Consider the following 24045-nt stretch of genomic DNA (forward strand, 5'->3'; position numbering starts at 1 on the left):
GTGAGGCTTAACCATACAACGCCAAACGCGTTTTATGCGACAGTTTAGACAGAAGTTAATATGACTAAAGTAGATATTACTGAAAGACTTAAAAAATATTATCAGATATTTTCCAAATTCAAGAGGTGACTCTTAGCGCGTAGCGTTAAAGTTGAGGCACCTTGCGCAAAGAAAATGGTAGCACTACGTGCTTGTCATTGATTCTTTGCACCTAATTTGCTTGGTGACAATAGCGTTTTGGACCCACCTGACTCCATGCCGAACTCAGTAGTGAAACGAAACAGCGCCGATGATAGTGTAGCATTTGCTATGTGAAAGTAGGACATTACCAGGCTTCAAATTGTAGAAAGCCCGGATCTAACGATTCGGGCTTTTTTACGTCTGCAGAAAAGTGAAATGTGCACAATTAACGCACTCTCATTCAACAACTATCACGTAGGTCGGGCGAGCGAAGCGACTTCACATTGTAGAGATCTCGGTGCTAGCCGAAAAGTAAGCTTTGATTTAATTTATATAACAAAACCTGTAAACTAACTAACTAACTAACTAACTAACTAACTAACTAACTAACTAACTAACTTATACATATTTCACTTACTTTGCTTGTTAATTAACGGCATGAATACTAAGATGAATTTATTATCTTAGTATTGTAATAAAGGCACTGGGCTTCCATTAATGAATTATCAACCTTTTATAGATGACTCTGCATCGCTGATTGAATTTACGCGTATTTATCTTGCTATTTTTTATACGTTTGTAGCTGCTTTTTATACTTATAGAATTGCTTATAAAAATCGAACTACACCCTCTGGCGTTATTTTCCCTGGAAAACAATTTTGCGCAAGTTGGTGGAATCATATGACGTTTAAATTTTTTAGAGCTGCTATATGGTTAGTTTGTGTTGTAAGGGTTTTTATTCCTGAGTTCGATGGCTACTTAATATTGTTTGAGCCCTTAAATGGTTGGCCTGGAGTGATGTTTGGTAATGTATTATTAAGTGCAGGTTTTATTTTAACGATGTTTGTGCATTTTAATATGGCATCCCTTTGGCGTTCAGGAATTGATCCTAGTGGGCCAAAAGAGCTTAAGACAACGGGGCTTTATGAGTATTCGCGCAACCCAATGTATTTAGGTGTTGCAGCTGCTCAGATTGGTTTCTTTTTAGCGCTGCCAAGCTTGTTTAGTTTAGTTTGCTTGCTTGTAGGGTTAACTGCCCTGTACAGACAAACCGTAATAGAAGAGAAACATTTAACACAATCATTTTCAGAAGAGTATCTGCAATATAAGCAGCTTGTACCTCGTTGGCTATAAGTATATAACTTAGCTTTTACGAATCTATAAATTCGCTGCTTAATAAATGTCGTTTTATTAATTTTGTAAGCTTAAAAAAACACAAAGACTACTCGTTAAATTGTAACTTGGTGCTTTATATATTTCGAAATTAATCCACTTTTAGAAATATCTTTGAAAATATGTAACCTTGTATGTAGTCGCATGCCAGTTCTTTTAATAGTAAAACTGCTTTTGAGTTTCCACGCCTTCTTCAACAACCAGTACATCAGGATTATGCGCTCTAATAATGTTGCCTTAACTAGGGCGGTGTTATCATCGTTTGCTTCAATGTCTTGAATAAAATAGCGATCTATTTTTAAAATATCTAAACGCATTAAATATGCAAGGGGTTAATACCCAAACCCATCAATTGCTATATCAATTATAATCTTTCAAAAAATGGCTGAACATATGGTAGCTATAGCTGCTTAAAGGTTATGCGCCTCAGACTTGAGCCTGCCAGTCTAGTTTGGATGTGTTTTGGTAGTTAGGGTTGTTTACGGGGGCGCATAAGCTTAACTTTGTATTAACGCTTGTTTTAGGACGGTTATCTTTGCTTTTATTGACAGTATATAGAATACTAAAATTTACTTGGTTTTGCTTAAAAGGCACCAAAGTATGATGAAAAATGAGTTTATTAGCGTAGAAGAAGTACTCGATTTAATGCTTGATGCAGTGTGTGTGGTTGATAAATATGGCAGATTTATTTTTGTAAGTGCAGCGTTTGGGCAAATTTTTGGTTATACGGCCGATGAAGTTGTTGGTAAAAAAATGATTAACTATGTTCACGAAGGCGATCATCATAAAACACATAACGCCGTAACTTCGCTATTGTCTGGCGAAATGATAAACCCTCGCTTTGAAAACCGTTGGATGAGAAAAGATGGTCAAGTAGTTCATATATTATGGTCTGTTCGTTGGTCAGAGCAACATCAAGTCAGAATTGCTGTCGCGCACGATATAACTGAACGTAAAGTAATGGAAGATCAACTCCATTATATGGCACGGCACGATGTGTTAACCGGCCTACCTAATCGATCTTTATTGATGAATCGATTAGAAAAAGTAATTATTAGTGCAACCCGAGACAACACATTTTTTTCTTTACTGTTTATAGACATAAATGGCTTTAAAACAGTAAACGATACTCATGGACACGAAATTGGCGATAAGCTCTTATGCGCTATAGCAAAAAGGCTTTCAGCGTCAGTAAGACATTACGACACCGTAGGGCGTTTAGGCGGAGACGAATTTTTAATTATCTTAGATAATTTAAGTTCTAGCCACGAAACAGTCAGAATCAAAAATAAAGTTCTTAGTGAGTTTAGGACCATCTTTAAGTTAGATGACGTTCTATTAAATATTTCACCCAGTATCGGAATTGCAAATTACCCAGAGCATGGCCAAACAGAGCACGAGCTCATAAAGTATGCGGACCAAGCTATGTACAAAAATAAACAACAAGGCTTAGACAACGTAACCTATTTACCTTAATAATTACGATAATCTTTCGCAGTTAGCTAATTCAAAATTACAATACCTTGCTTGTAATCGCATTTTTAAAATGGGTTTGCCAGTGCGGCGTTAAAAAGTCGACGAAAGCACGCACTACTGCTTACTGATAATTACGTGATAAATAAACAGTCCATAAATTATGCCCTGATGAATAATACTCAAGTAGAACCTCAGCCTGTTCAGCTCTTTTTAAAGAAGGGTTGGCTAAATCACACGAAATATTAGCAATTCCTGTCCCTTTAACCACAGCTTTGACTAATGCGGTCATTTCGTTTGATTGCAAATTCACGCTCACCACTACTTGTTCATCACTTTTACTCGGTAATATTCGCCATTTAGCCGCTGCTATACGCTAAGTAATTATGTTTAAGGGCTTATTTAGCTAAATAGGTTTTTTGAAGCGCGCGGAACGTTGTCTATATACATAAGTTTACTGAGGCAGGCGAAAGCTAGGTTTGGTCACTGATTACGCAACAGCAATGGTTGATGAAGCGCAAAATGCGGCGCACGTAAATTAGCATATTAGTATTGCCTACTAATATGGTTACTAATCAAAAGCGTTTGATTATTTAGATATAACAATACTGGCTCACAAGGTTAAAATAATTTAATCTGAGCGTATTAATTCTTATTAAATTATTTGCCTTATGAGCCTTCTTTTTTCTCTTGCGTTAGCAAGCCTTCCTGCTTTACCAGAGCCAGTTGCTAATAATGCTGTGGCTAAAGTTACAGTACAAAACCAAACCTATTTTTTAAGCTTTATGGGGCTGGGCCGCGATAAACAATACTCGTCAGTGCATAACAAAGTGTGGGCGCTTAAAATTGGCGATTCACAGTGGCAATCTAAAACTGGTGTGCCTTCAAGCTTGCCACTAAAAGGGCGCTTAGCAAGCACCGCAGTCGGTTTAGGCGATTACGCCTATGTGTTTGGCGGCTATACGGTAGCAGAGGATCATACTGAAGTTTCAAGCCCCGACGTATACCGATACGACGTAATAAAAGATACCTACACTCATCTTGCAAGCATGCCAGTACCTGTAGACGATAGCGTAGCGCTGAGCTACAAAGCGCGTTACATTTACCTAATTAGCGGTTGGCATAACGACGGCAACGTAAACTTAGTGCAAGTGTACGACACGCAAAATAATACATGGCAACAAGCCTCGCCATTTTTAGGTGAGCCCGTATTTGGCCAAGCTGCTGCAATTAGCGGTAATACCATTGTTATTTGTGATGGTGTTAAAACACAAGCTAATCCTGATTCGCGTCGCTCGTTTGTAGGTGTGGCACAGTGCTTAAAAGGCACAATAGATTTAACTAATCCACAAAAAATAGATTGGCGTACGTTGCCTCATCCAACGGGCACCGCTCACTATCGAATGGCAGCCACTAACTATAATGGCAATATATATATGATGGCAGGCTCTAATAACCCATATAACTACAGCGCAATAGGCTACGACGGTAAACCTGCACTAGCAAGTGATCATGTTTGGCGCTTTAATGTTTATAAAAACGAATGGCAGGTTTTATCCCCAGTTGAAGTAAAGAGTATGGATCATCGTGGTTTCCTTGAGCACAGTGGGGTTTTATATCGAATTGGCGGCATTGATAACACTCAGCAAGTAAGCGCTAACGTACTCGGTTACGAGGTTCAAAAATGAACACCCTTTACATTACCGGGGCAGGAGTCAGCGCAGCCAGTGGTATTCCCACTTTTAGAGGGGAGGATGGTTACTGGACTATAGGCAGTAAAAATTATACGCCTATGGAAATGGCAACGCGCGCAATGTATCAAAACGCCCCTAAAGAGTTTTTAGCATGGTATTACCATCGCTTTGCAACGTATCGTAACCATGGTCCAAACGACGTGCACCTTTGGCTGAGTGACAAAAACCTAATTACTCAAAATATAGATGGACTTGATGGTAAAGCAGGTAATAAAAACTACATTGCTATTCATGGCAGGCTCGATCAAATGACCTTATTCCATGAGCAAAGCGATGATGTAACCCCATTTACCGCTCCGTGGGAAAAAGTCGATGAAAGCTGCTTGCACAACTCATTATTTAAAGTGTTTAATATTAAAAATCAAGCACCTGAGCTTAATCACTCCTTTAAACCCTTTGTTTTATTGTTTGATGAGTACTACACCGAGCTTTATAGAATTAGCGAAGCGCAAAAACGTATGAGTAACGCCGATAAAATCGTATTTATGGGTACCTCCTTTAGCGTTAATATTACACAAATAGCAATAGAAATAGCTCGTGATTACAATATTCCCATTGAAGTTGTCGATCCTGAGCCTGCTCATATTCTACACCCCAATGTAAACTATAAAAAAATGACGGCATTAGAATACATACAAAAAAATTAGACTACTTACTATTACACCTAGTTTTGAAGGGATTTAGTAATATTAGTTCGCATTGGCTATTTTTTAGTTTTTGATAATTGACTGTTGATCTATAATAACAAGAATAAATGTAGTGTTTGTTTTCTATAAAATAAAAAATAACTGAGAAATTAATGACAGATCAAACAGGGATACGCAATCTTTCAATATTATTAGTCGAGCCGTCAGATGTTCAGCAAAAACTTATAATTAAATCATTATCGCAGTGCGGTGTAAGTCAGGTTGAAACTACGACTACCCAAGCACAAACATTGACAATTCTTGAAAGCTATCAGCCAGATTTAGTAATAAGCGCAATGTATTTGGCCGATGGGACAGCCGACTCACTATTACAAAAAATAAGATCAACACCGCGTACTGAACATCAAGCATTTATGCTGGTATCGAGTGAGCGTAATAAAAAATATCTAGAGCAACTTCGCCAATCTGGCGTGTTGGCTATTTTACCAAAGCCTTTTAGTGCAGAAGCGATTACCCGAGCACTTAAAGCTACTTTAGATATTATTACTGAGGAAGAAGTTGAGCTTGAACACTTCGATGTAACTTTACTACGAGTGCTTGTTGTCGATGATAGCCGTTTTGCACGTAAGCATATTATCCGAGTATTAACTGGTATGGGTATTCCGGCACCTGTTGAAGCTGAGGATGGTAAACAGGCAATTGATTATCTTAACTCACAACCTTTTGACTTAATAGTAACCGACTACAATATGCCAGAAATGGATGGACGAGAGCTAACAGAAGCCGTTAGAAGCTCAAATAGCTACTCGCATATTCCTGTTTTAATGGTGAGCTCAGAAGCTAACGAAACACATTTAGCAAACATAGCCCAAGCAGGTGTAGATGCAATTTGTGATAAACCATTTGAGCCAGCAACCGTAAAAGATTTACTGTTTAAAATAATGTCTTAAAATAATGTCTTAAAATAATGCCTTAAAAGTAACGCTAAGCGTAGGGCGATGATTATTTGCCTACGCTTAGCTTTACAGCAAATTTACTCTTACAGCTTTCCTAATCTATAAATAAGTAATGCGGTTTTTTTTATATTTTTATCAAGGCTGATTAAGTCGGCTGTTTCGTTTTTAGTGTGTGCGCCGCTGCCCATTAAGCCCAAACCATCAAGTGCCATATCAACATGGTTTGCGGCAAACGAAATATCTGCAGCGCCTGCATTACGTGGGTTAGCTGCTACTACTTTGTTGAAACCTAAATCGTGGCTTGCGTCGCTGTATAATTCTAATAGCTTTTTATTGCCATCAGTTAATGCCATTGGCGGGTAACCGTCTCCAAAAATAAGCTCTGCTGTACTACCATTTAAACTGTTGCTAGCAATGAGTTGCATTGACCTTTTTGCATTTTCGAATTGTTTTGGTGAAAGTGCGCGTAAATCACCTGCTACATGCACGGTTTGTGCTATTACATTACTTTTACCAAATGCCGTTGCTGACGAATTAGCACTGTCGTAGTCGGCATTTGTGCCACCCACAATAAGCCCCGGATTAAATGTTAAGTTAGGTTGCGTGGCCAGTTGCTCCCTAAAATCATTTAAAATACGTGATGCCTCGTAAATAGCGCCATAACCAACGCTTTCACTAAATATTTGCGACGAATGTGCAGCATCGGCGGTTACGTTTAGCGTCCAGCCGGTATAACCACGGCGCGCCGCCATCGCTGTTTTTATATTGTTATCGCCATTTTCATAGCCAAGCGCTACATCTGCCCAAATTGCGGCATCAACAATAGCTTGTTTAGATAAGCTAAGCGGGCGACCGCTGCTTTCTTCATCGCCAGTGAGTAACACTTTTATGCTTACATTTTCGAGTAAATTAAGGGCTTGTAAGCTTTTAAGTGCGGTAATTATTATCGTGTTACCGCCTTTCATATCGGCAACGCCTGGGCCACTGGCTGTATCGGCATCAAGCTTTTTATAAGTAGTAAAGTCATCGCTTTTGGCAAATACCGTATCTAGATGGCCGATCATCAGTATTTTTATTGCATCTGGATCATTACTCTCATGGGTTGCTAATACATGCCCTGCACGGTTAAACGCACTGCCATCAAGCCATTCTACTTTAAAACCTATGGCTTTTAGCTGCTCGCTTGTAAGCGCACCTACTTTTTTTACACCTTCAATATTAAGCGAACCACTATTAATATTTACGGCTTGCTCTATTTCTTTAAGTGCTTGGGGAATGTTTTTATCGACCTGTTTTATTATTTCACGCTCGTTTTTATCAAGCGCCGCATGGCTTGTAAGCGGTAAGGTACTAGCAAGTGTGAGGATAAGTGCATGGCTAAATTTTAAAAATGACATAACGGCATAATAAGTGAGAAATAAGAGTATTTAATATGAAGTAAAAATACACAGGATTCAATAGGAGTAGATTGTGATTTTTAACTAATTTTATAAGCAATAACGAGTTACAAGTTTAAGGGTTATAGGGTGTACGCGTTATTGGTTTAAACACAGGTATTTAAACTATAACCTTTTAACTAATAATCAATCTGTACAACTAAACAGAGATTTGTCTGGTATTGCTGATCTCTACCATTTTGTTTTTTCTGTATTTAGAAAAGGTAAGGCGAAGCTAACTATCTGTTTACAGTTGTTTATTTTATAGCTAGGATAAAATCATTGTAATACAGGTACACTTATCGGTTTGTAAAACGACAAATGTTGTAGACTAAATTGTTAGCTCTCTACATCACTCTCAATATAAGAGTCTAGGTTTATGGAAGATCCAAAAGTATTTATTTCGTATAGTTGGTCAGATCAAACTCACCAAGAGTTAGTGAAACATTGGGCTGATAGGCTTGTTGCCGATGGCGTCGATGTTATCTTAGATATTTATGACTTGAAAGAAGGAGACGATAAGTATGCTTTTATGGAAAGTATGGTTACTGACCCTGAAGTCACCCATGTACTTGTTATTTGCGATAAGGTATATGCTGATAAAGCAAATGCCCGTAAGGCTGGGGTAGGTACTGAATCTCAAATTATATCTGGTGAAGTTTATCAGAAGGTGAAGCAATCAAAGTTCATCCCAATCGTATGTGAATTTTCTGAAGGTGAGCCTGTTTTACCTGCCTTTATGCAATCACGGATGTGGATTAATTTTTCTAGCTCTGAAGCTGAAAATGAGAATTGGGAACAGCTCATTCGCCTTCTTTATGGGAAGCCACAGTACGTAAAACCAAAAAAGGGAAAGGCTCCAACTTTTATAACAAGTGATACGCCAATCCCAACAAGTGAAACTTTTGCAAAATTTAACTCGTTAAAACAAGCTGTTTTACAAGACAAAAAAGGTCTTAATCATTATCGACGAGATTTCATCGAATCATGCATTGCATACGCTGATGACTTAAGGGTAAGAGAGCGTCCTGACGTTGAATCGATAGGTGAAAAAGTTCTAGAGGATTGTAATAAGTTAAAAGCCGTAAGAAATCACCTTTGTGATTGGGTTTTATTAGAAAGTGAAATTACCGATGAATCTACTTTTTCAGAGTCATTAATAGATATGCTTGAAAAGCTTAGAGAATTGAAGTCTAGACCAGCTGAAATAAATAGCTGGAATGATTCTTGGTTTGAAGCCCACTCAGTTTTTGTTTATGAAACATTTCTTTATATAGTTGCTGCATTGCTAAAGACAGGAGCCTACGGTGTATTAAATCACATTTACACTTCCCATTATTTATTACCTTCATCAGATCAATATGGTAATAATAAGTTTGAAAAATTTGACTGCTTCTATGGCTATTCTGAAACTTTACAATCGGTTTTAGCACCACCTAACCAAAAATTATATGCACCCGCTGCGGAACTTATTAAAAAGCAAGCTGACCGAGAGGACATCCCTTTTTCAGATATTCGACAAGCAGATCTTCTTACGCTTCTCATGTCCTTTATAACCCCAGAAACTAGATGGTATCCTGCAACATTACATTATTCATCTTATGCAAATGGTTATCCATTTTTTGTCAGGGCCGCGCAACATAAGAATTATCTTAAACTTGCAAAAATCACAGGAGTTGAGTCAGTGGAAGAGCTGAGAAGTAAAATAAAAGAAGGACAAATACGTGTAGGTGTAAGTAGATGGCACAACTTTCATTATGAAAGTGATTTTGGAGCATCTATGAATATCGAAGAGCTTGATAGCTTAAAGTGAGCTAACAACAGGCCCTTAGGTGGACTGCTAGTAAAATTAGCAATTTATTGCAAACGTTATGTGAATTACAGTGACACCCAACCTAAATTTTGTAATGCTTTAAAAACGCTTAGAGTTAATTACAGGATCTTGTTTTTAATTGAATTTGGCTGTTGGCGTTATTTTACAGTCTCGTTAGTTGCCAAGGATAATTATGCGAACACTTCAGCTTTTAGGTTTTATACTTGCGATTGCCGGGTTTATTTTAGGCTACGTGATGCTAGCCCCAATTGATGGTGAAACATCCGACGCTTCAGCAGGAGGTGCAGGGATAGGCATTATGTTTATGGTGTTACCTATGCTTGGTTGGTCTGCGTTAATATTAGTACCCTCTTCAGTAGCATTGTTTTACCATAAAGTAAGAGAACGCACTTATTTCAGAGGTAATTTTTGGCTAAACCTTTGGAAAGTAAATCTAATTATTTCTTTTGGATATATTGCCGTTGCTCTATATTTTGCTTACATATGGTTTAAGGGCAGCATTGGCAATTAAAAAGCCCTTTAAATATCCAATACCTTTGCTTTACTGTTGCCTGCTAAATTCTAACCCAAACAAGGCACTAATAACCATCAGGTTTAACGCCATTGGCATTAAACCTGACAGCCCAAACTAAACCAAGCAACGTTAATTAGTCGGCATTAAATAAATCTCACGTACGCTGTTGCGCTGGTTTGCTTCAATAGCAAACAGTACGGCGTCGGCTACATCTTGCGGGTCGAGTTTATCGGGTTTAGCTTCATCAAAAAACGGGGTGTTTACCATGCCTGGGGCTATGGTGGTACAGCGGCCGTTCCACTCGCTCATTTCTTCCGCAAGGTTTTGTCCAAAGCCGTAAGCAAACCATTTAGTTGCACCGTAAATAGAGCCGCCAATTGGCTTACGGCCAGCGGCAGAGCTGGTTAAGATAAAGTGACCTTTGTTTTGGCGTAAATGCGGCAGGGTTAATTTTGCAGTCCACAGTAGGGCTTTAATGTTTATGTCGATCATGGTTGACCACTCATCAGGGTCGCCTTTTTCGGTGCCAGCGGTTGAAACGCCGATACCTGCGTTAGCAAAGGCTACATCTAATCGGCCAAACTTTTCAATGCCTTTGGCAACTACGCTTTCAAGCGCGGTAAAGTCGGTTGCATCTGCGGCTACGCCCAGTGCATTATTTGAGCCTAGTGACTCTACTAACTCAGTTAACTTATCTTCGCGTCTAGCGGTAAGTATTACTTTATGACCATTATTAACAAGGGTTTTTGCGGTTGCTTCACCAATGCCACTTGAAGCGCCGGTTATGAGTACTATTTTTTCTTTTGCCATAGATAACCTCTTTAATAAACGTTAAAAACTTAAAATCACCATACCAATAAACGATTAACCTACATTGAATAGTCGCTATAAATTCGCCGTAAATAGGCGGGCTTTGCGTCTCAAAAATCATGGTTTTAATGTTGTTTTTAAAATTGAAATAAGTGATTAAAAAAGATAGGTTTAAATTTTTTATTCTATATACTCGCGCCACTTCTTTTGAAGTCGGTTTTTATTAAATTTAACCATTATTTTGCTGAGTTTCAGCCACATTTATCGGAACAAACATGAAAGATAAACTTTTAGCGTTTTGGCAAAGCCATTCAGAAACAATCATCACTTTAGGGTACAAAGTGATTTTAGCGTTGGTGATTTTAGTTGCGAGTGCGCTTATTGCACGCTCGGTTAAAAAAGCGATTAAAAACTCTAAATCGCCATTAAAAAGAGTGGATAGTACGCTGCTTCCTCTTTTATCAAGTATTGCTGGGTATTTAGTTTATATAATTGGCGGGCTATTTATTTTAGATATTTTTGGCGTTAATACGGCAAGCTTAATTGCGCTAATGGGCGCTGCAGGTTTAGCGATTGGTTTAGCCCTTAAAAATACGCTGAGTAATATTGCTGCAGGAATTATGCTGCTAATACTTAGACCTTTTAAAATAGGCGACTTTGTTGATGCCAGTGGTACGCTTGGTACTGTGAGTGAAATAAACTTGTTTACCACTATTTTTAAAACCACCGACGGCCTTTATATCGCATCGCCTAACGGTAAAGTATGGGGTGGCAATATTAAAAACTTTACCCGTAATGGCAAAAGACGAATGGATATAGTGGTGGGTATTTCGTATGCTGACTCTATTGACGTTGGCTTAAATGTACTTAAAGAATTAGCTGCATCAGAGAGCCGATTACTCGCAGAGCCTGCACCTAAAGTAATGGTGACATCAATAGGCGAAAGCGCAGTGAACATTCAATTACGCGCATGGACTGTAAATGGTGATTATTGGCAAACCGTGTGGGATCTAAATAAACGCGTTAAAGAAGCTATTGAAGGTGCTGGGCTGAGTATTCCGTTTCCGCAGCGTACGCTGCATATATCTGAGTCGATGGCATCGGCAGTTACGGTAAATAAAGACGTTTAAATTCTATTGGCACAAGCACAAATAAAAATAGCGAGCCTTTGCTCGCTATTTTTGTATTAGCCTTTGTATTGACTGAGGTATTAACGCTCTAATTGAAAGTCGTACACTGAGCCTAGGCTAAGTAGTTGCGTTAGCTCATCAAGTGCTTGGTAGCTTTCTGTTAGAAGTGCTGAGTCTGCAAAGTCACTTGCTGCTAATTTGTCGCGGTAGTTACGCTTTGCCCAGTCACACAGTTGTGTGTATTTAGTATCAGTTAAAATAACCTCTGGGTTTACTGCAGCAAGTTCTTGCTCGTTAAGGGCTACACGTAAACGCAAGCAAGCAGGGCCGCCGCCATTTTGCATACTTTGGCGTAAATCAAAAAACTGTACTTGGTTTACTGGGTTATCAGCCATAATCATTTCTTCAATGTAGGTGTTAACTGCGCTGTTGCGTTTACACTCTTGTGGTGCCACTAACAGCATTGAACCATCGGCAAGGCTTACAAGCTGGCTGTTAAATAAATAACTACTTACTGCGTCTTGAATGCTTACTTTTTCGGTAGGTACTTCAATAATATAAAATTCTTTATTGCCCACATACGCTTCGCGAATATCTTGCAGTGCCAAAGCTTGGTTTAAAAATGCTTGCTGGTGGCACAGTAATACGTTGGCGTTACCTACAGCAATTACATCATTATGAAACACACCTTGGTCTATTACGTCTGGATTTTGCTGTAGTAAAATTTGGCTTGAATCTTTTAAGTTATGTAAGCGACAAATTGCTTCTGAGGCTTCAAGTGTTTGCCTTGCAGGAAACTTAGCGGGTTTTGGCAATTGGCTGTTAAACGCGCTGGCACCAAATACAAACATTTCAAGACCTTGCTCGCCGTGGCTGTCACAAAAACGAGTATGGTTTGCTGCACCTTCGTCGCCAAAAAAGCCTTGGTCAGGCAAATGGGTATGGTGTGCAAAGTATTTGTCGTTATTAAACATGGCTTTTAATAAGCGCGTAGTGGTTGCAGGCTCTAATGAACGATGAAACTTATTATTTAAATTAGCTGAAGTAAAATGTACTTTGCCGTCGGTTGTATCAGGAGATGGCGATACCGTAGCGGCATTGGCTGTCCACATTGCAGACGCTGAATAACACGCGCGTAATAAAATAGGGTCGGCTTTAAATGCTTTATGAATGACTTGCGCATCGTTACCGGTAAAGCCTAAGCGGCGCAGTACGTTTAAGTCGGGGCGTGCATGAGGGGCAAATACACCTTGAGTTAGGCCTTTGCCGTGCATGGCTTTCATTTTTTCAAGGCCTTGAAGTACCGCCTCTTGAGGATTTGAAAAGCTTGCTGCGTTATTCAACGAGGCAACATTACCATACGATAAACCAGCGTAGTTGTGAGTAGGACCCACTAAGCCATCAAAATTAACTTCCAAAGCGTTCATACACGTTCCAACTAAAAATTTTCAATAGGGTGCAACAATACAATGCAATTGAGCTGCTTGCAAAGTTATAAACGCAGTGTTTTTAGTAATTTTTTCGATGTTTTTAAATGTGGAGTTTATTACAAGGGGGTTGTTTTTATATTGAACGATTAATTTGAAGTTTAATTAAAATGTACACATAAATTTCATAGTGTGCAAAAGCTTAGCCTAAAGTAGGTTTATACATTTAAGCTTTATGCCAAGCCTTTACACAATACGATGCTACTTAACATAGGCGCGTTCTTTATCAGCGGTAGTGCGGGTATTTGTAGGCTCGTTAACTTGCCAAACGCTAATGTCTAAACGCCATAAAAGGTAAAGGGTATGATATAAGTTGAACATGGTTTTTCCTGATATTTTCACTGAACACATCAGTCTATAGGAAGAAGTATGCCAACATTAACTTGAATATTTTATGAATAAAAATCAGGTATTTAGTATTTAAGTATAAATACGTACTTAATGATTAGCACCAAAGCGGTGAAGTATTTTTAAAATATGCACCAGTGTGGTGTGTTTTTAACAAAAAGCCCTGCAACTGGGTCACTTAAATGTGCAAGGCTCTTTAATAAATGTAGTCATTTAAAAAGTAATTAGCGGCCTACTTTTCCTTTTACTAAAGGCTTGAACGACATTACTTTAAATTTACCGTGGCTTTGATTTTTGCCATTATTAAGTACAGGCGAGTTGTGTAAATCGTCAACGGTAAAGTATATTTTATGATCCGCTCCGTAGCTAAAGCCATCAGGCCAGCTTAAGCGGTCGTCTTTAAATAATATTTCGTAGTCGCCTGTGGGTTTAACTACGCCAATTGCGCCATTGGTTATATCGGTTACATATACGTTACCGCCGCCATCAACAATAATACCATCGGAAATTGGTTTAGTGCCGTAACGGGCTACCTTGTCTTCAAGTGCTTTAGCCGAAAGGCTCTCGTTATTTATAGCGCTGGTTGCAATACGGTAAACCGACGTGCCCGACATAGATCCAAAGTAAAGCCAGTCTTCGTTAGGGTCAAGCGTTATAGGGTTTACACCTAAGCGTGCTGGTTGGCCGCCAAGGCTCATAGTGCGGCCATCAATAACCATATCGATATTTTCGGCTGTAGTGTAATGGCTATCTTGTAATACTCTGCGTGCAACACCTGTTTTAAGGTTAACCGTAATAATGGCGGCTTGGCTGCCTTGTGCTGTGTCGGCAATGTTATCGATTACTAAATCGTTTAAAAACGAGGTGTCGGTAATGGTAGGTTTAGCCAAGTAAATAATTTTATGTAGTTGCTCTTTATTCGTATCCCAACCCACTAAACGCCCAGCGCGCTCTGGCCCTGAAGTGTCGAGCATCCATAAAACGCCATCGCTTGATACATTTATGCCAAGTACATCATAAAAGCCTTTACCGTTATTGTACGCGTAAGCCCATTCTTCATTAGGGTAGGGCTTAGTTGTGCCATCGCTTAAAAGCTCCATAATTTTTTGCTTTTGGCCAAAAAAACCATGCACAGATAAAAACTTTCTTCCCGATGGGGTAATAGCAATGTTACCCGGTGGGTGCTGCGCATCAAATGTGGCTACTGTTTTTAAATCAGCATTTTGGTTAGCAGTATTAGCAGATACGGCGTTGCTACCTAAAAGTACCGTGCTACACGCCGCAGCTAATAGTAATTTTTTAATATGAGTCATTTTAAAAACCTTTTAAAACACGTTTATTGTTTAAAAATTAAGAGCCTAATCGGCTAAGTCGTTTACTACTAAATCGAGCAGCTGCATCAACTGCTTCGCTTGCGCTGCATCTACACTATCAAATTTACATAAAATATTTTTAGGAATATCGGCTGCTTTTAACTTAAGTGATTGGCCATACTGGGTTAGCTGCACTAGGCGTTTGCGTTTGTCGTGCTCATCTTTAATGACAGCCAGTAATGATTTGTCGCTCATTTTTTTGAGTATTTGGGTCATTGCACCGCCATCTATCGCGGTTTTATCTATTAGCCCTGCAATTGTTATTTCGTCTTGCTCCCACAGGGCCATCATTACTACGTATTGCGGGTAAGTTAAATTTAGCTCGTTTAAAGGCTCGCGATACGCACGCGCAATGCTGTTAGATGCCATGTATAACCGATGGCATAACTGATTTTTTAACTTTAATTGCTCAAACGACATAACTTTATCCTTTATTTCGATACATGTTATTTTAATTTGCATGCAAAGTATTTGCAATCGCTAATTACTTGATCTATTATTTTGCACACAAACTAAATTGATTACTAAACTTTGGAGTTCATTATGAATGTATTACAAAACGTAGCTTACACAGCAAAAGCAACTGCAACTGGCGGCCGTGAAGGCGTAGCTAAATCTGATGATGGCCGTTTAGATGTAAAACTATCAACACCTAAAGGTTTAGGCGGCGATGACGGACAAGGCACTAACCCAGAGCAATTATTTGCCGCAGGTTATGCAGCATGTTTTATTGGCGCACTTAAATTTGTAGCGGGTAGCGAAAAAATAGATTTACCAAGCGACACACATATTAATTCAGAAGTGTCTATTGGCGCGATTGAAGGCGGTTTTGGTATTGCGGTAAAACTTGCTGTATCACTAGGTGATATGGATAAAGCAGCAGCGCAAGAGCTTGTAGATAAAGCGCATCAAGTATGTCCATACTCAAACGCAACACGTGGCAATATTGAAATAGAGCTTTCTGTTATTTAACACTAAATAACGTAATTATTAAAAGCACACAACGATAAGTAGTCGTTGTGTGCTTTTTGCGTTTTAAAGCAAAATAATTTAAATATACAAATAATCGTATATTCACTATTCCATATGTTTGGTTTTTGTTTTATTGTTATGCACTAACACTGCGAGGATACTATGGAACAATTCAACCCACTTCAATTTTATAAATGCCTAGCGGACGATACGCGTTTAAAAGCAATGCTATTAATTAGCGACCAAGAAGAGCTGTGTGTATGCGAACTTGTTGCCGCACTTGAACTAAGCCAGCCTAAAGTGTCGCGCCATTTAGCACAATTAAGACAATGCGGATTACTGAGCGACCGTAAGCAAAATCAATGGGTTTATTACAGTATTAATAAAGCCCTGCCTGAATGGGCTAAAAATGTATTAACGCAAACCCTGACTGCTAACCCTTCATTTTATGAAAATGATTTAACGCGGTTAAATACTATGGGTAACCGTCCTGAACGAGCAGCTAGCTGTTGTTCATAGGTTGGATCTTAAGGAATAAAACTTGAAAACATGCTCTGAATTTGATCTGATAGTAATCGCCAAACCACTATCTATCCCAAAAGCAGAGCATGAATAAACATAATACTGAGTTAAACAAAATAACGAAAGTGCTTAACGATTTTAATATTAACGAAATAGGTAAAACAAGCCGTTTTTGTAGCCGTAAACGAATAATAAAACCTTTCGAATTAGTCATGTCGTTAATAACGGCTCTAGGCGATAAATCGGTAAACACCGTGACAGATTTACATCGCTATTTTGTGAAGTTGACGGAAACTGATGTTCAATATAAACCGTTTCACAATCAACTGAGTAAGCCTGAATTCAGCCTATTGATGAAATCACTGGTCGATGTGGCGTTAAATGAATGGCAGCAACAAATACTCGGTACAGACGCCACTCTTTCTGACTTTAAACGCATAGTAATGCAAGATGGAAGTTCGTTCGCAGTGCACGATAGTTTAAAAGATACCTTTAAAGGTCGCTTTACTAAAATAAGTCCTGCGGCAATAGAGGTTCATGTGAGTTGGGATGTGCTTCAAGGTTATCCCGAAGAAATCTCAGTGAGTCCTGATAGCCAAGCTGAATATGATTTTTTACCTGATGCTAAATCGTTAGTCGACACCTTGTTTTTAGCGGATAGAGGTTATTTTAAGTTATCGTATCTTGAATCAATTGATACAGCAGGAGGCTTTTATGTTGTCAGGGCTAAAACCACGGTTAATCCAACCGTAGTAGCTGCTTTTAATCGTCACGGTAACGCGTTAAAACGGTTTTCACAGAGAAGTAAAAGGACGTTAAAAAGCATATTCGTCGTAGTGTTATTGTCGATATGGATGTGGAAGGTAAAACGAATTATCGATTGATTGCGAGCTGGCCTAAAGGAAAAAGTGAGCCTACTTATTGGGCAACGAACTTAAATCGAGAAAAATTTAGTGCTGAAGCGGTAATAAAGCTCTACAGTCTCAGATGGCAAATAGAGTTACTGTTTAAAGAATGGAAGTCTTATTGCAACCTTCAGAAATTTAACACCAGAAAAGCGAGCATGATGGAAGGCTTGGTGTGGGCAAGTTTATTGACGTTGTTAGTAAAGAGGCGAATAGGCATGAGTGTTCAACAACTTGCCGGTATTGAGCTATCAACATTTATGGTAGCAAAAAACACCCAAGGTTGGTTTTATCAATTAATGGAGTCGATAACACAAGGCGTGATATCGACACTGAATAAAGCATGGCAAAAAACTATCAGTTTTTTGTCAAAATATGCACGAAGAGCGAACCCAAAAAGAGATAAAGAAAAAGGACGATTAAAATGCGGCCTGAATCCAATTCTCTCTTAATGTCTAACCTATGAGCTGTTGTTAACTAACTAATTAGTAAATAAATTAACTCATTAAAGGTATTTTATTATGACGATTAAAGTAGGTATTAACGGTTTTGGCCGTATGGGGCGTTTAACATTGCGCGCAGCAGTTGATTGGCCAGAAATAGAGTTTATTAAAGTAAACGATGTAGCGGGCGATGCTAAAACACACGCTCATTTAATTGAGTTTGACTCGGTACATGGGCGCTTAGCACAACATATTACCAGCGATGAAAACTCATTTAGTGTAGGTAAACACACTATTTTAGTGACGAATAATAAAACCATAAATGAAACTGATTGGTCAGATTGCGATGTAGTAATAGAAGCCAGCGGAAAAATGAAAACAACTGAGTTGCTAAACCAATATTTAGCACAAGGTGTTAAGCGCGTTGTAGTAACGGCGCCAGTAAAAGAAGATGGTATTTTAAATGTAGTAATGGGTGTAAACGATGATCTTTATAACCCAAGTGAGCATAAAATTGTTACGGCGGCTTCGTGTACAACTAACTGTTTAGCGCCAATAGTAAAGATTTTGCAAGAGAAAGTGGGCATTAAGCACGGCTCAATGACCACGATTCACGATATTACCAATACACAAACTATTATTGATGCACCTCATAAAGATTTACGTCGCGCGCGCTCGTGCGGGACTAGTTTAATACCAACCACAACCGGCAGTGCAACGGCTATTACGCATATATTCCCTGAGCTTAAGGGCAAGTTAAACGGCCATGCTGTTCGTGTGCCTCTTACTAATGCGTCAATTACCGATTGCGTATTTGAGCTTGAGCGCGGCGTTACACAAAGTGAAGTGAATGACTGGTTCAAAAGCGCTGCAAATAACGAGCTAAAAGATATTTTAGGCTACGAAGAAAGACCGCTTGTATCTATAGATTACAAAACAGATCCGCGCAGCTGCACCATAGATGCCCTTTCAACCATGATAATTAATAACACTCAGCTTAAGTTATACGCTTGGTATGATAACGAGTGGGGTTATGCAAACCGTACTGCTGAGCTAATGCTTAAAGTTGCAAAAAGTGATGTGGTTTAATCTCGTTTAAAAAGGTTTAACGCTATGTTTGCTCAGTTAGCTAGTTTACCAAGTTCTATAAAACAATATTTAATAATTACTGGTAATTACTGGGCATTTACTTTAACGGATGGTGCGCTACGGATGCTGGTGGTGCTGTATTTTCATCAGTTAGGGTATGGTGCATTTGCGATAGCCATGCTGTTTTTGTTTTATGAAATTTTTGGTGTGATCACCAATTTAGTCGGTGGTTGGCTTGGGGCACATTTAGGGTTAAACAAAACCATGAATGTAGGGCTTGGTCTGCAGCTTGTCGCTTTGGCCATGCTCTGCGTGCCTGGAGATTGGCTAACCGTTGCCTATGTTATGGCAGCGCAAGCACTGAGTGGCATAGCTAAAGACTTAAATAAAATGAGTGCAAAAAGCGCTATTAAGTATTTAGTACCACAAGACGATACAGGGCAAAGTCAATTATATAAATGGATTGCCATACTTACTGGCTCTAAAAATGCGTTAAAAGGAGTGGGCTTTTTTTTAGGTGGCTTGCTACTTACCGTATTTGGCTTTGTAGGTGCGCTAGTAAGCTTAATAGCTTTACTTAGTGTTGCGTGGGTTATTAGTTTAATTTATTTAAAAGGCGATATTGGCAAAGCCAAAAATAAACCTAAGTTTAAAGAGCTATTTTCTAAATCGCGGGCAATAAACTTACTTAGCGCAGCGCGTTTATGTTTATTTGCGGCGCGCGATGTGTGGTTTGTAGTGGCATTGCCTGTTTACCTAGCCGCTCAGTTTAACTGGGATCATTGGTGGGTAAGTGGCTTTATGGCCTTATGGGTTATTGCTTATGGATTAGTGCAGTCGCAAGCGCCACGTATAACCGGACAAAGTGATTCAAACTCACACACAGTCAAAAAAGCGTATTGGTGGGTTGCTTTATTAAGTGGCGTAACCAGTATTTTAGCGTTGCTGATGCAATTTGATATAGCGGTACATTTTACGCTTGTAATCGGCTTACTTATTTTTGGCGGTGTATTTGCTGTAAATTCATCATTGCACAGTTACTTAATAGTAAGCTTTGCTAAAAACGACGGGGTATCGCTCGATGTTGGTTTTTACTATATGGCCAATGCAGTAGGGCGTTTGCTTGGTACGGTGCTTTCTGGGTGGGTTTTTCAAGTATATGGGCTGGTGGCCTGTTTATGGGTAAGTGTGTGTTTATTAATTATGGCCTCAATTACAACGGCATGCTTGGCTAAGCGCTAAAAACTCAACGTATTGTATTAATTTCAATTTTTTTAACGATATTCATAGCTTCGTTGGTTAGATCTACTAAACTATACACGAGATTTAACTAGAGGGTGAGATGAATGCGAGAAATATCGCTAGCAAAAAAATTACTGTGGCTTACTGTTGGAAGTATATTTATCACTGTACTAGTGCTTTCGAGCATTTTATGGTGGCAGCTATCTGCAAGTAATACCGAACTAGCAAAAAAATCAGAAAATTATATTGTTGCTGAAGTAGAAGAGAAGTTAAATGCTAATGCGGCCATATATGGAGAAAAAATAGCGGGTTTTATCAACGAAGCTTACCGAGTGCCATACTCTTTAGCTGCTTTACTAGGTGATGCGGCTAAAAGTGAAAGCCTTAGCCGAGATACGGTAGTAAGTATAAACCGCTCTATTTTAGAACAAAATACATTACTCTCATCTATCTACTCTCAGTTTGAACCAAACGCGTTTGACGGACAAGATTCGAGCTTTAACAAGGGCTATAAACACTCTGTTGATGGCGATGGTACCTTAGAAGTTTATATAACACGCGACCAAAATGGTGCGATAAAGCAGCAAAAAGTAGCTAATGCCGCCGATAAATATATAACCTCTTTAAATGAGTTTGGCATTCGTGAAGCGCATTGGTATTTGTGTGCAAAAGACACAATTAAGCCTTGTATTATGGAGCCGTACTTATACGAAATTCCATCAGGAAATTCAGTAATGCTTACCTCATTAACAGTGCCTATTTTAAAATCGGGCCAGTTTATTGGTTTGGCAGGCGTTGATTTAACACTGCCGACTTTTCAGGCTATGACTGAGGAGCTTTCTAAGCAGCTTTATAATGGCGAAGCTAAAGTAACTGTACTTAGTGATATTGGTTTAGTTGTAGGAAGTAGCCATTATAAATCTAAATTAGGGCGTCCATTTAAAGAAGCAGTTAGTTCTGGCTTGTTTAAAGAGCTTGAAAAATTTAAAGGCCAAAAAGGCATATTTAAAACATCGTCTGAATACTTGGTTAATTACCCTATAAATATAAAACTGGCTAATACACACTGGTCTTTACTTATAGAGGTGCCAAGTAAACTGGCTCTAGCGGGCCCAGATGCCTTATCACAAGACATGGCAGACACTGCAAACGACTTAGGCGCGATGATTTTAATTACAGGTGCCGTTATTGCCGTTATTGCTTTTTTAATAATGAAATTTGTTATTGGTAGTGTGGTTGCACCTCTTCAACAAATTCAACAACGCGTAGATAACCTTGCAAGCTCAGAAGGAGATTTAACGCATACCCTTCATGTTGAAACACATGCAGAGCTCATTGCTTTAGCGGGGGGCTTTAATGCCTTTTTATCAAAGTTACGTATTTTAATCACAGAGCTTAAAGATGTATCTGATCAAACCAAGCAACAAGGTGAGATAGCGCAGCATATTGCTATTGATACCAAACATAATGTGCAATCGCAATTTCAAGAAATTGAAAGTGTGGTAACGGCTATGAACGAGATGAGTGCTACAGCACTCGAGGTTGCCAGAGCATCAGAGCAATCAGCCCAGCAAGCCGATGAAATAAATAGTTTGGTCGTAAGCAGTGAGTCAAGCTTATCGTCAGCGATGACGCAAGTTAAAACAATGTCTGAAGAAATTAAAGAAGCTAACCAAGCCGTTGAAAAAGTAGCTTCGCGTAGTAAAGATATAACGCAAATATTAGATGTAATTCGTACTATTTCAGAACAAACAAATCTACTAGCACTCAATGCCGCCATTGAAGCAGCACGCGCTGGTGAACATGGCCGAGGCTTTGCAGTTGTTGCTGATGAAGTACGTGCACTTGCTTCTAAAACACGTTCATCAACTGATGATATAAGCCAGTTAATAGATAGCTTATTATCTGAAGTGGGTAACGCTTCTACTGTTATTGAAAAAGGTGTAATACGTGCACAGGATGCCGTTGATGAAACATCAGTTGCCTTTGAAGCCCTGCACAGTGTTGTAGTTAAAGTTGACGAGATAACGAATCAAATTACGCATATTGCAACTGCTGCGGAAGAGCAAAGCTCAGTAACAGAAGAAATAAATCGTAATTTAACGCTTATATCTGATGCAGCGTCGCAGCTTGCTGATCTATCTGCACAAGCGGGAGATAGCAGCGAAGTGCTTAACAAGCTTGTTGCGCAACAAGATTCAGAACTTAATAAATTAAAAACATAATACTTATACCAATCCGCAATAATACTTAATCAATTTGAGGAGTTAAATCTGACGTTAACTACGTTAAAAATTTCTGATATAGAACAACTAAATAACGAAATTTTTGCCTTGTTATCGACACGATTTTCTTCCCTCAAAATAGAACACTTAATTAAGCGAATTGGTATTATTTAGTATTCCGATAAAATAAAAACGGCAGTAATTAAATTACGGCCGTTTTTTATTCAAATAATTGATAAAAGGTGTTTATAGGGTTTTTATGATCTTAAACATTTGATTGATCATAGGATGAGCTAGAGACTCAACACCTGGGCGGTTAAAATAACCACGTAATCCAGTAAACTGAACCTCAAAAAATCGTGCATATTCTTGCGCAGATATATTATTACTCAACTCATTGTTTTCAATTGCTTGCTCAAAAAGAATCGAAAGATAGTTTTCAAATTTATCAGCTAAATCTAAACTTAGTTGATATAAATTGCTGTCTTTATCAGCAAACTCGCAATTAGCTTTTACTAACATGCAAATAGCACTTGGCGTACTTTCTTTTTTTGTGACTACATCCTCAACAAAAGCACGTAAACCACCAAGAATACTGTCTGATGTAGATAAGCATTCTTTAATCTGGCTTTCCATTTGGACAGTGTAGTCTTTTAGCGATTCAATATAGAGTCCTTCTTTTGAACCAAAAGCAGAATAAATACTTCCTGGGCGCATGTTTACAACATCTTGTAAATCACGCGTCGAAGTTGCATGAAAACCCTTCTCCCAAAATAGCTGACTTGCAAGGCGGACAACTGTCTCGCGCTCAAACTTCACCTTATTAACCATGTTGTTTCTCAATTAATTTGAACATTTGCTCAATTTTAACTTGAACAATCGCTCAAAATCAAATATTATATATCTCGAAGTTACTTAAAACTATTAATTATTAGGAGCTAACCATGGCCGAATTTACTTTATACACTCAAGAAAACGCACCAGAAGAAGCAAAACCGTTACTAGCTGATTCAGTAGCAGCATTTGGTATGCTTCCTAACTTACATGCAGTAATGGCTGAAGCACCAACATTACTTAAAGGTTACCAAGTACTGCATGAGCTGTTTCAAAAAACATCATTCAATGCAGAAGAGCTAACAGTAGTATGGCAATCAATTAACGTTGAACACGCATGCCATTACTGTGTTCCTGCACACAGTGGTATTGCAGCGGCAATGAAAGTTGACCAAGGTATTGTTGATGCACTTGTTAACAAAACACCACTTGAAAACCCTAAGCTAGAAACTCTTCGTGAAACTACACTCGCAATGACACGTGAACGTGGCGTGATCAGCGATGAGCAAATCGAAAAATTCTTTGCAGCAGGTTACGGCAAGCAACAACTACTTGAAATTATTGTAGGCTTGTCTCAAAAAGTAATGAGCAACTACACTAATCACCTTGCTGATACACCAGTAGACGCTGCATTTAAAAAATACGTAAAATAAATACGATTTTATAAATGACAAAAGGCAGCCTAGGCTGCCTTTTTT

The 24045-nt window shown here is 38.8% G+C and carries 21 protein-coding genes, 1 rRNA gene and 1 pseudogene; 16 read left to right on the forward strand and 7 right to left on the reverse strand.

The features are described from left to right. Positions 1-219 precede the first annotated feature (219 nt). From rrf to I6F40_RS17270, 3 genes are all read left to right on the forward strand, one after another. A 5S ribosomal RNA gene (gene rrf / locus I6F40_RS17260) occupies positions 220-334 on the forward strand. A gap of 344 nt (positions 335-678) precedes the next feature. After that, positions 679-1314 carry a methyltransferase family protein gene (locus tag I6F40_RS17265; RefSeq protein ID WP_197193246.1) on the forward strand — a complete coding sequence of 212 codons (636 nt, stop codon included), beginning with the start codon at positions 679-681 and terminating at the stop codon, positions 1312-1314. Positions 1315-1953: 639 nt separating this feature from the next. Next, a complete protein-coding gene (locus I6F40_RS17270) occupies positions 1954-2829 on the forward strand; it encodes a sensor domain-containing diguanylate cyclase (protein WP_197193247.1) in 876 nt (291 codons plus the stop codon). Positions 2830-2950: 121 nt separating this feature from the next. Here I6F40_RS17270 and I6F40_RS17275 read toward each other — a convergent pair whose 3' ends face one another. Continuing rightward, positions 2951-3139 carry a hypothetical protein gene (locus I6F40_RS17275; RefSeq protein ID WP_197193248.1) on the reverse strand — a complete coding sequence of 63 codons (189 nt, stop codon included), beginning with the start codon at positions 3137-3139 and terminating at the stop codon, positions 2951-2953. A 358-nt stretch (positions 3140-3497) separates the two neighbouring features. On the opposite strand from I6F40_RS17275, the gene I6F40_RS17280 reads away from it, so the two are divergent. From I6F40_RS17280 to I6F40_RS17290, 3 genes are all read left to right on the forward strand, one after another. After that, positions 3498-4514 carry a Kelch repeat-containing protein gene (locus I6F40_RS17280; RefSeq protein ID WP_197193249.1) on the forward strand — a complete coding sequence of 339 codons (1017 nt, stop codon included), beginning with the start codon at positions 3498-3500 and terminating at the stop codon, positions 4512-4514. Continuing rightward, the gene (locus tag I6F40_RS17285) at positions 4511-5227 is read left to right on the forward strand and encodes an SIR2 family NAD-dependent protein deacylase (RefSeq protein WP_197193250.1); all 717 of its coding nucleotides are present in this window, start codon (positions 4511-4513) and stop codon (positions 5225-5227) included. The genes I6F40_RS17280 and I6F40_RS17285 overlap by 4 nt, the downstream gene beginning before the upstream one ends. 152 nt (positions 5228-5379) lie before the next feature. Then, positions 5380-6177 carry a response regulator gene (locus tag I6F40_RS17290; RefSeq protein WP_197193251.1) on the forward strand — a complete coding sequence of 266 codons (798 nt, stop codon included), beginning with the start codon at positions 5380-5382 and terminating at the stop codon, positions 6175-6177. 89 nt (positions 6178-6266) lie between these two features. Here I6F40_RS17290 and I6F40_RS17295 read toward each other — a convergent pair whose 3' ends face one another. Further along, complete coding sequence (locus I6F40_RS17295) at positions 6267-7580, reverse strand: M20/M25/M40 family metallo-hydrolase (protein ID WP_197193252.1); 1314 nt, start codon at positions 7578-7580, stop codon at positions 6267-6269. A gap of 418 nt (positions 7581-7998) precedes the next feature. On the opposite strand from I6F40_RS17295, the gene I6F40_RS17300 reads away from it, so the two are divergent. Further along, complete coding sequence (locus tag I6F40_RS17300) at positions 7999-9432, forward strand: toll/interleukin-1 receptor domain-containing protein (protein WP_165741040.1); 1434 nt, start codon at positions 7999-8001, stop codon at positions 9430-9432. 193 nt (positions 9433-9625) lie between these two features. Next, a complete protein-coding gene (locus I6F40_RS17305; protein ID WP_165729431.1) occupies positions 9626-9964 on the forward strand; it encodes a carbon starvation protein CstA in 339 nt (112 codons plus the stop codon). 132 nt (positions 9965-10096) lie between these two features. Here I6F40_RS17305 and I6F40_RS17310 read toward each other — a convergent pair whose 3' ends face one another. Continuing rightward, complete coding sequence (locus tag I6F40_RS17310; protein ID WP_197193253.1) at positions 10097-10777, reverse strand: SDR family oxidoreductase; 681 nt, start codon at positions 10775-10777, stop codon at positions 10097-10099. Between the two features lie 275 nt (positions 10778-11052). On the opposite strand from I6F40_RS17310, the gene I6F40_RS17315 reads away from it, so the two are divergent. Further along, positions 11053-11907 carry a mechanosensitive ion channel family protein gene (locus tag I6F40_RS17315; RefSeq protein WP_197193254.1) on the forward strand — a complete coding sequence of 285 codons (855 nt, stop codon included), beginning with the start codon at positions 11053-11055 and terminating at the stop codon, positions 11905-11907. Between the two features lie 80 nt (positions 11908-11987). Here I6F40_RS17315 and astB read toward each other — a convergent pair whose 3' ends face one another. The 3 genes from astB to I6F40_RS17330 form a co-directional block, all read right to left on the reverse strand. Beyond that, positions 11988-13334, reverse strand: coding sequence for an N-succinylarginine dihydrolase (astB, locus tag I6F40_RS17320; protein WP_197193255.1), 1347 nt, complete (start codon positions 13332-13334; stop codon positions 11988-11990). A gap of 632 nt (positions 13335-13966) precedes the next feature. Further along, positions 13967-15055, reverse strand: a complete 1089-nt coding sequence (locus I6F40_RS17325; protein ID WP_197193256.1) for an L-dopachrome tautomerase-related protein — start codon at positions 15053-15055, stop codon at positions 13967-13969. Positions 15056-15100: 45 nt separating this feature from the next. Beyond that, positions 15101-15535, reverse strand: a complete 435-nt coding sequence (locus I6F40_RS17330; protein ID WP_197193257.1) for a MarR family winged helix-turn-helix transcriptional regulator — start codon at positions 15533-15535, stop codon at positions 15101-15103. Between the two features lie 123 nt (positions 15536-15658). Between I6F40_RS17330 and I6F40_RS17335 the strand changes: the two genes are divergently transcribed. The 6 genes and pseudogenes from I6F40_RS17335 (at position 15659) to I6F40_RS17360 (ending at position 22513) form a co-directional block, all read left to right on the forward strand. Further along, complete coding sequence (locus tag I6F40_RS17335; protein ID WP_197193258.1) at positions 15659-16087, forward strand: organic hydroperoxide resistance protein; 429 nt, start codon at positions 15659-15661, stop codon at positions 16085-16087. Between the two features lie 162 nt (positions 16088-16249). Beyond that, positions 16250-16606: a metalloregulator ArsR/SmtB family transcription factor gene (locus I6F40_RS17340; protein WP_197193259.1), complete on the forward strand. Its 357-nt coding sequence runs from the start codon at positions 16250-16252 to the stop codon at positions 16604-16606. Between the two features lie 89 nt (positions 16607-16695). Beyond that, positions 16696-17966, forward strand: a pseudogene (locus tag I6F40_RS17345) (IS4 family transposase). A gap of 69 nt (positions 17967-18035) precedes the next feature. Continuing rightward, positions 18036-19046, forward strand: coding sequence for an ArsJ-associated glyceraldehyde-3-phosphate dehydrogenase (locus I6F40_RS17350; protein WP_166377491.1), 1011 nt, complete (start codon positions 18036-18038; stop codon positions 19044-19046). A 24-nt stretch (positions 19047-19070) separates the two neighbouring features. Next, positions 19071-20288, forward strand: a complete 1218-nt coding sequence (arsJ, locus tag I6F40_RS17355) for an organoarsenical effux MFS transporter ArsJ (protein ID WP_197193260.1) — start codon at positions 19071-19073, stop codon at positions 20286-20288. A gap of 104 nt (positions 20289-20392) precedes the next feature. Beyond that, positions 20393-22513: a methyl-accepting chemotaxis protein gene (locus tag I6F40_RS17360; protein ID WP_166377489.1), complete on the forward strand. Its 2121-nt coding sequence runs from the start codon at positions 20393-20395 to the stop codon at positions 22511-22513. A gap of 246 nt (positions 22514-22759) precedes the next feature. Here the strand turns inward: I6F40_RS17360 and I6F40_RS17365 are convergent, their stop codons facing one another. Then, positions 22760-23344 carry a TetR/AcrR family transcriptional regulator gene (locus tag I6F40_RS17365; RefSeq protein ID WP_166377488.1) on the reverse strand — a complete coding sequence of 195 codons (585 nt, stop codon included), beginning with the start codon at positions 23342-23344 and terminating at the stop codon, positions 22760-22762. A 113-nt stretch (positions 23345-23457) separates the two neighbouring features. Here I6F40_RS17365 and I6F40_RS17370 point away from each other — a divergent pair, with 113 nt between their 5' ends. Further along, positions 23458-24000 carry a carboxymuconolactone decarboxylase family protein gene (locus tag I6F40_RS17370; protein ID WP_165723047.1) on the forward strand — a complete coding sequence of 181 codons (543 nt, stop codon included), beginning with the start codon at positions 23458-23460 and terminating at the stop codon, positions 23998-24000. The last annotated feature ends 45 nt before the right edge of the window (positions 24001-24045 follow it).

Source organism: Pseudoalteromonas sp. SWXJ133 (assembly GCF_015864365.1).
Classification (GTDB): Bacteria; Pseudomonadota; Gammaproteobacteria; order Enterobacterales; family Alteromonadaceae; genus Pseudoalteromonas; species Pseudoalteromonas arctica.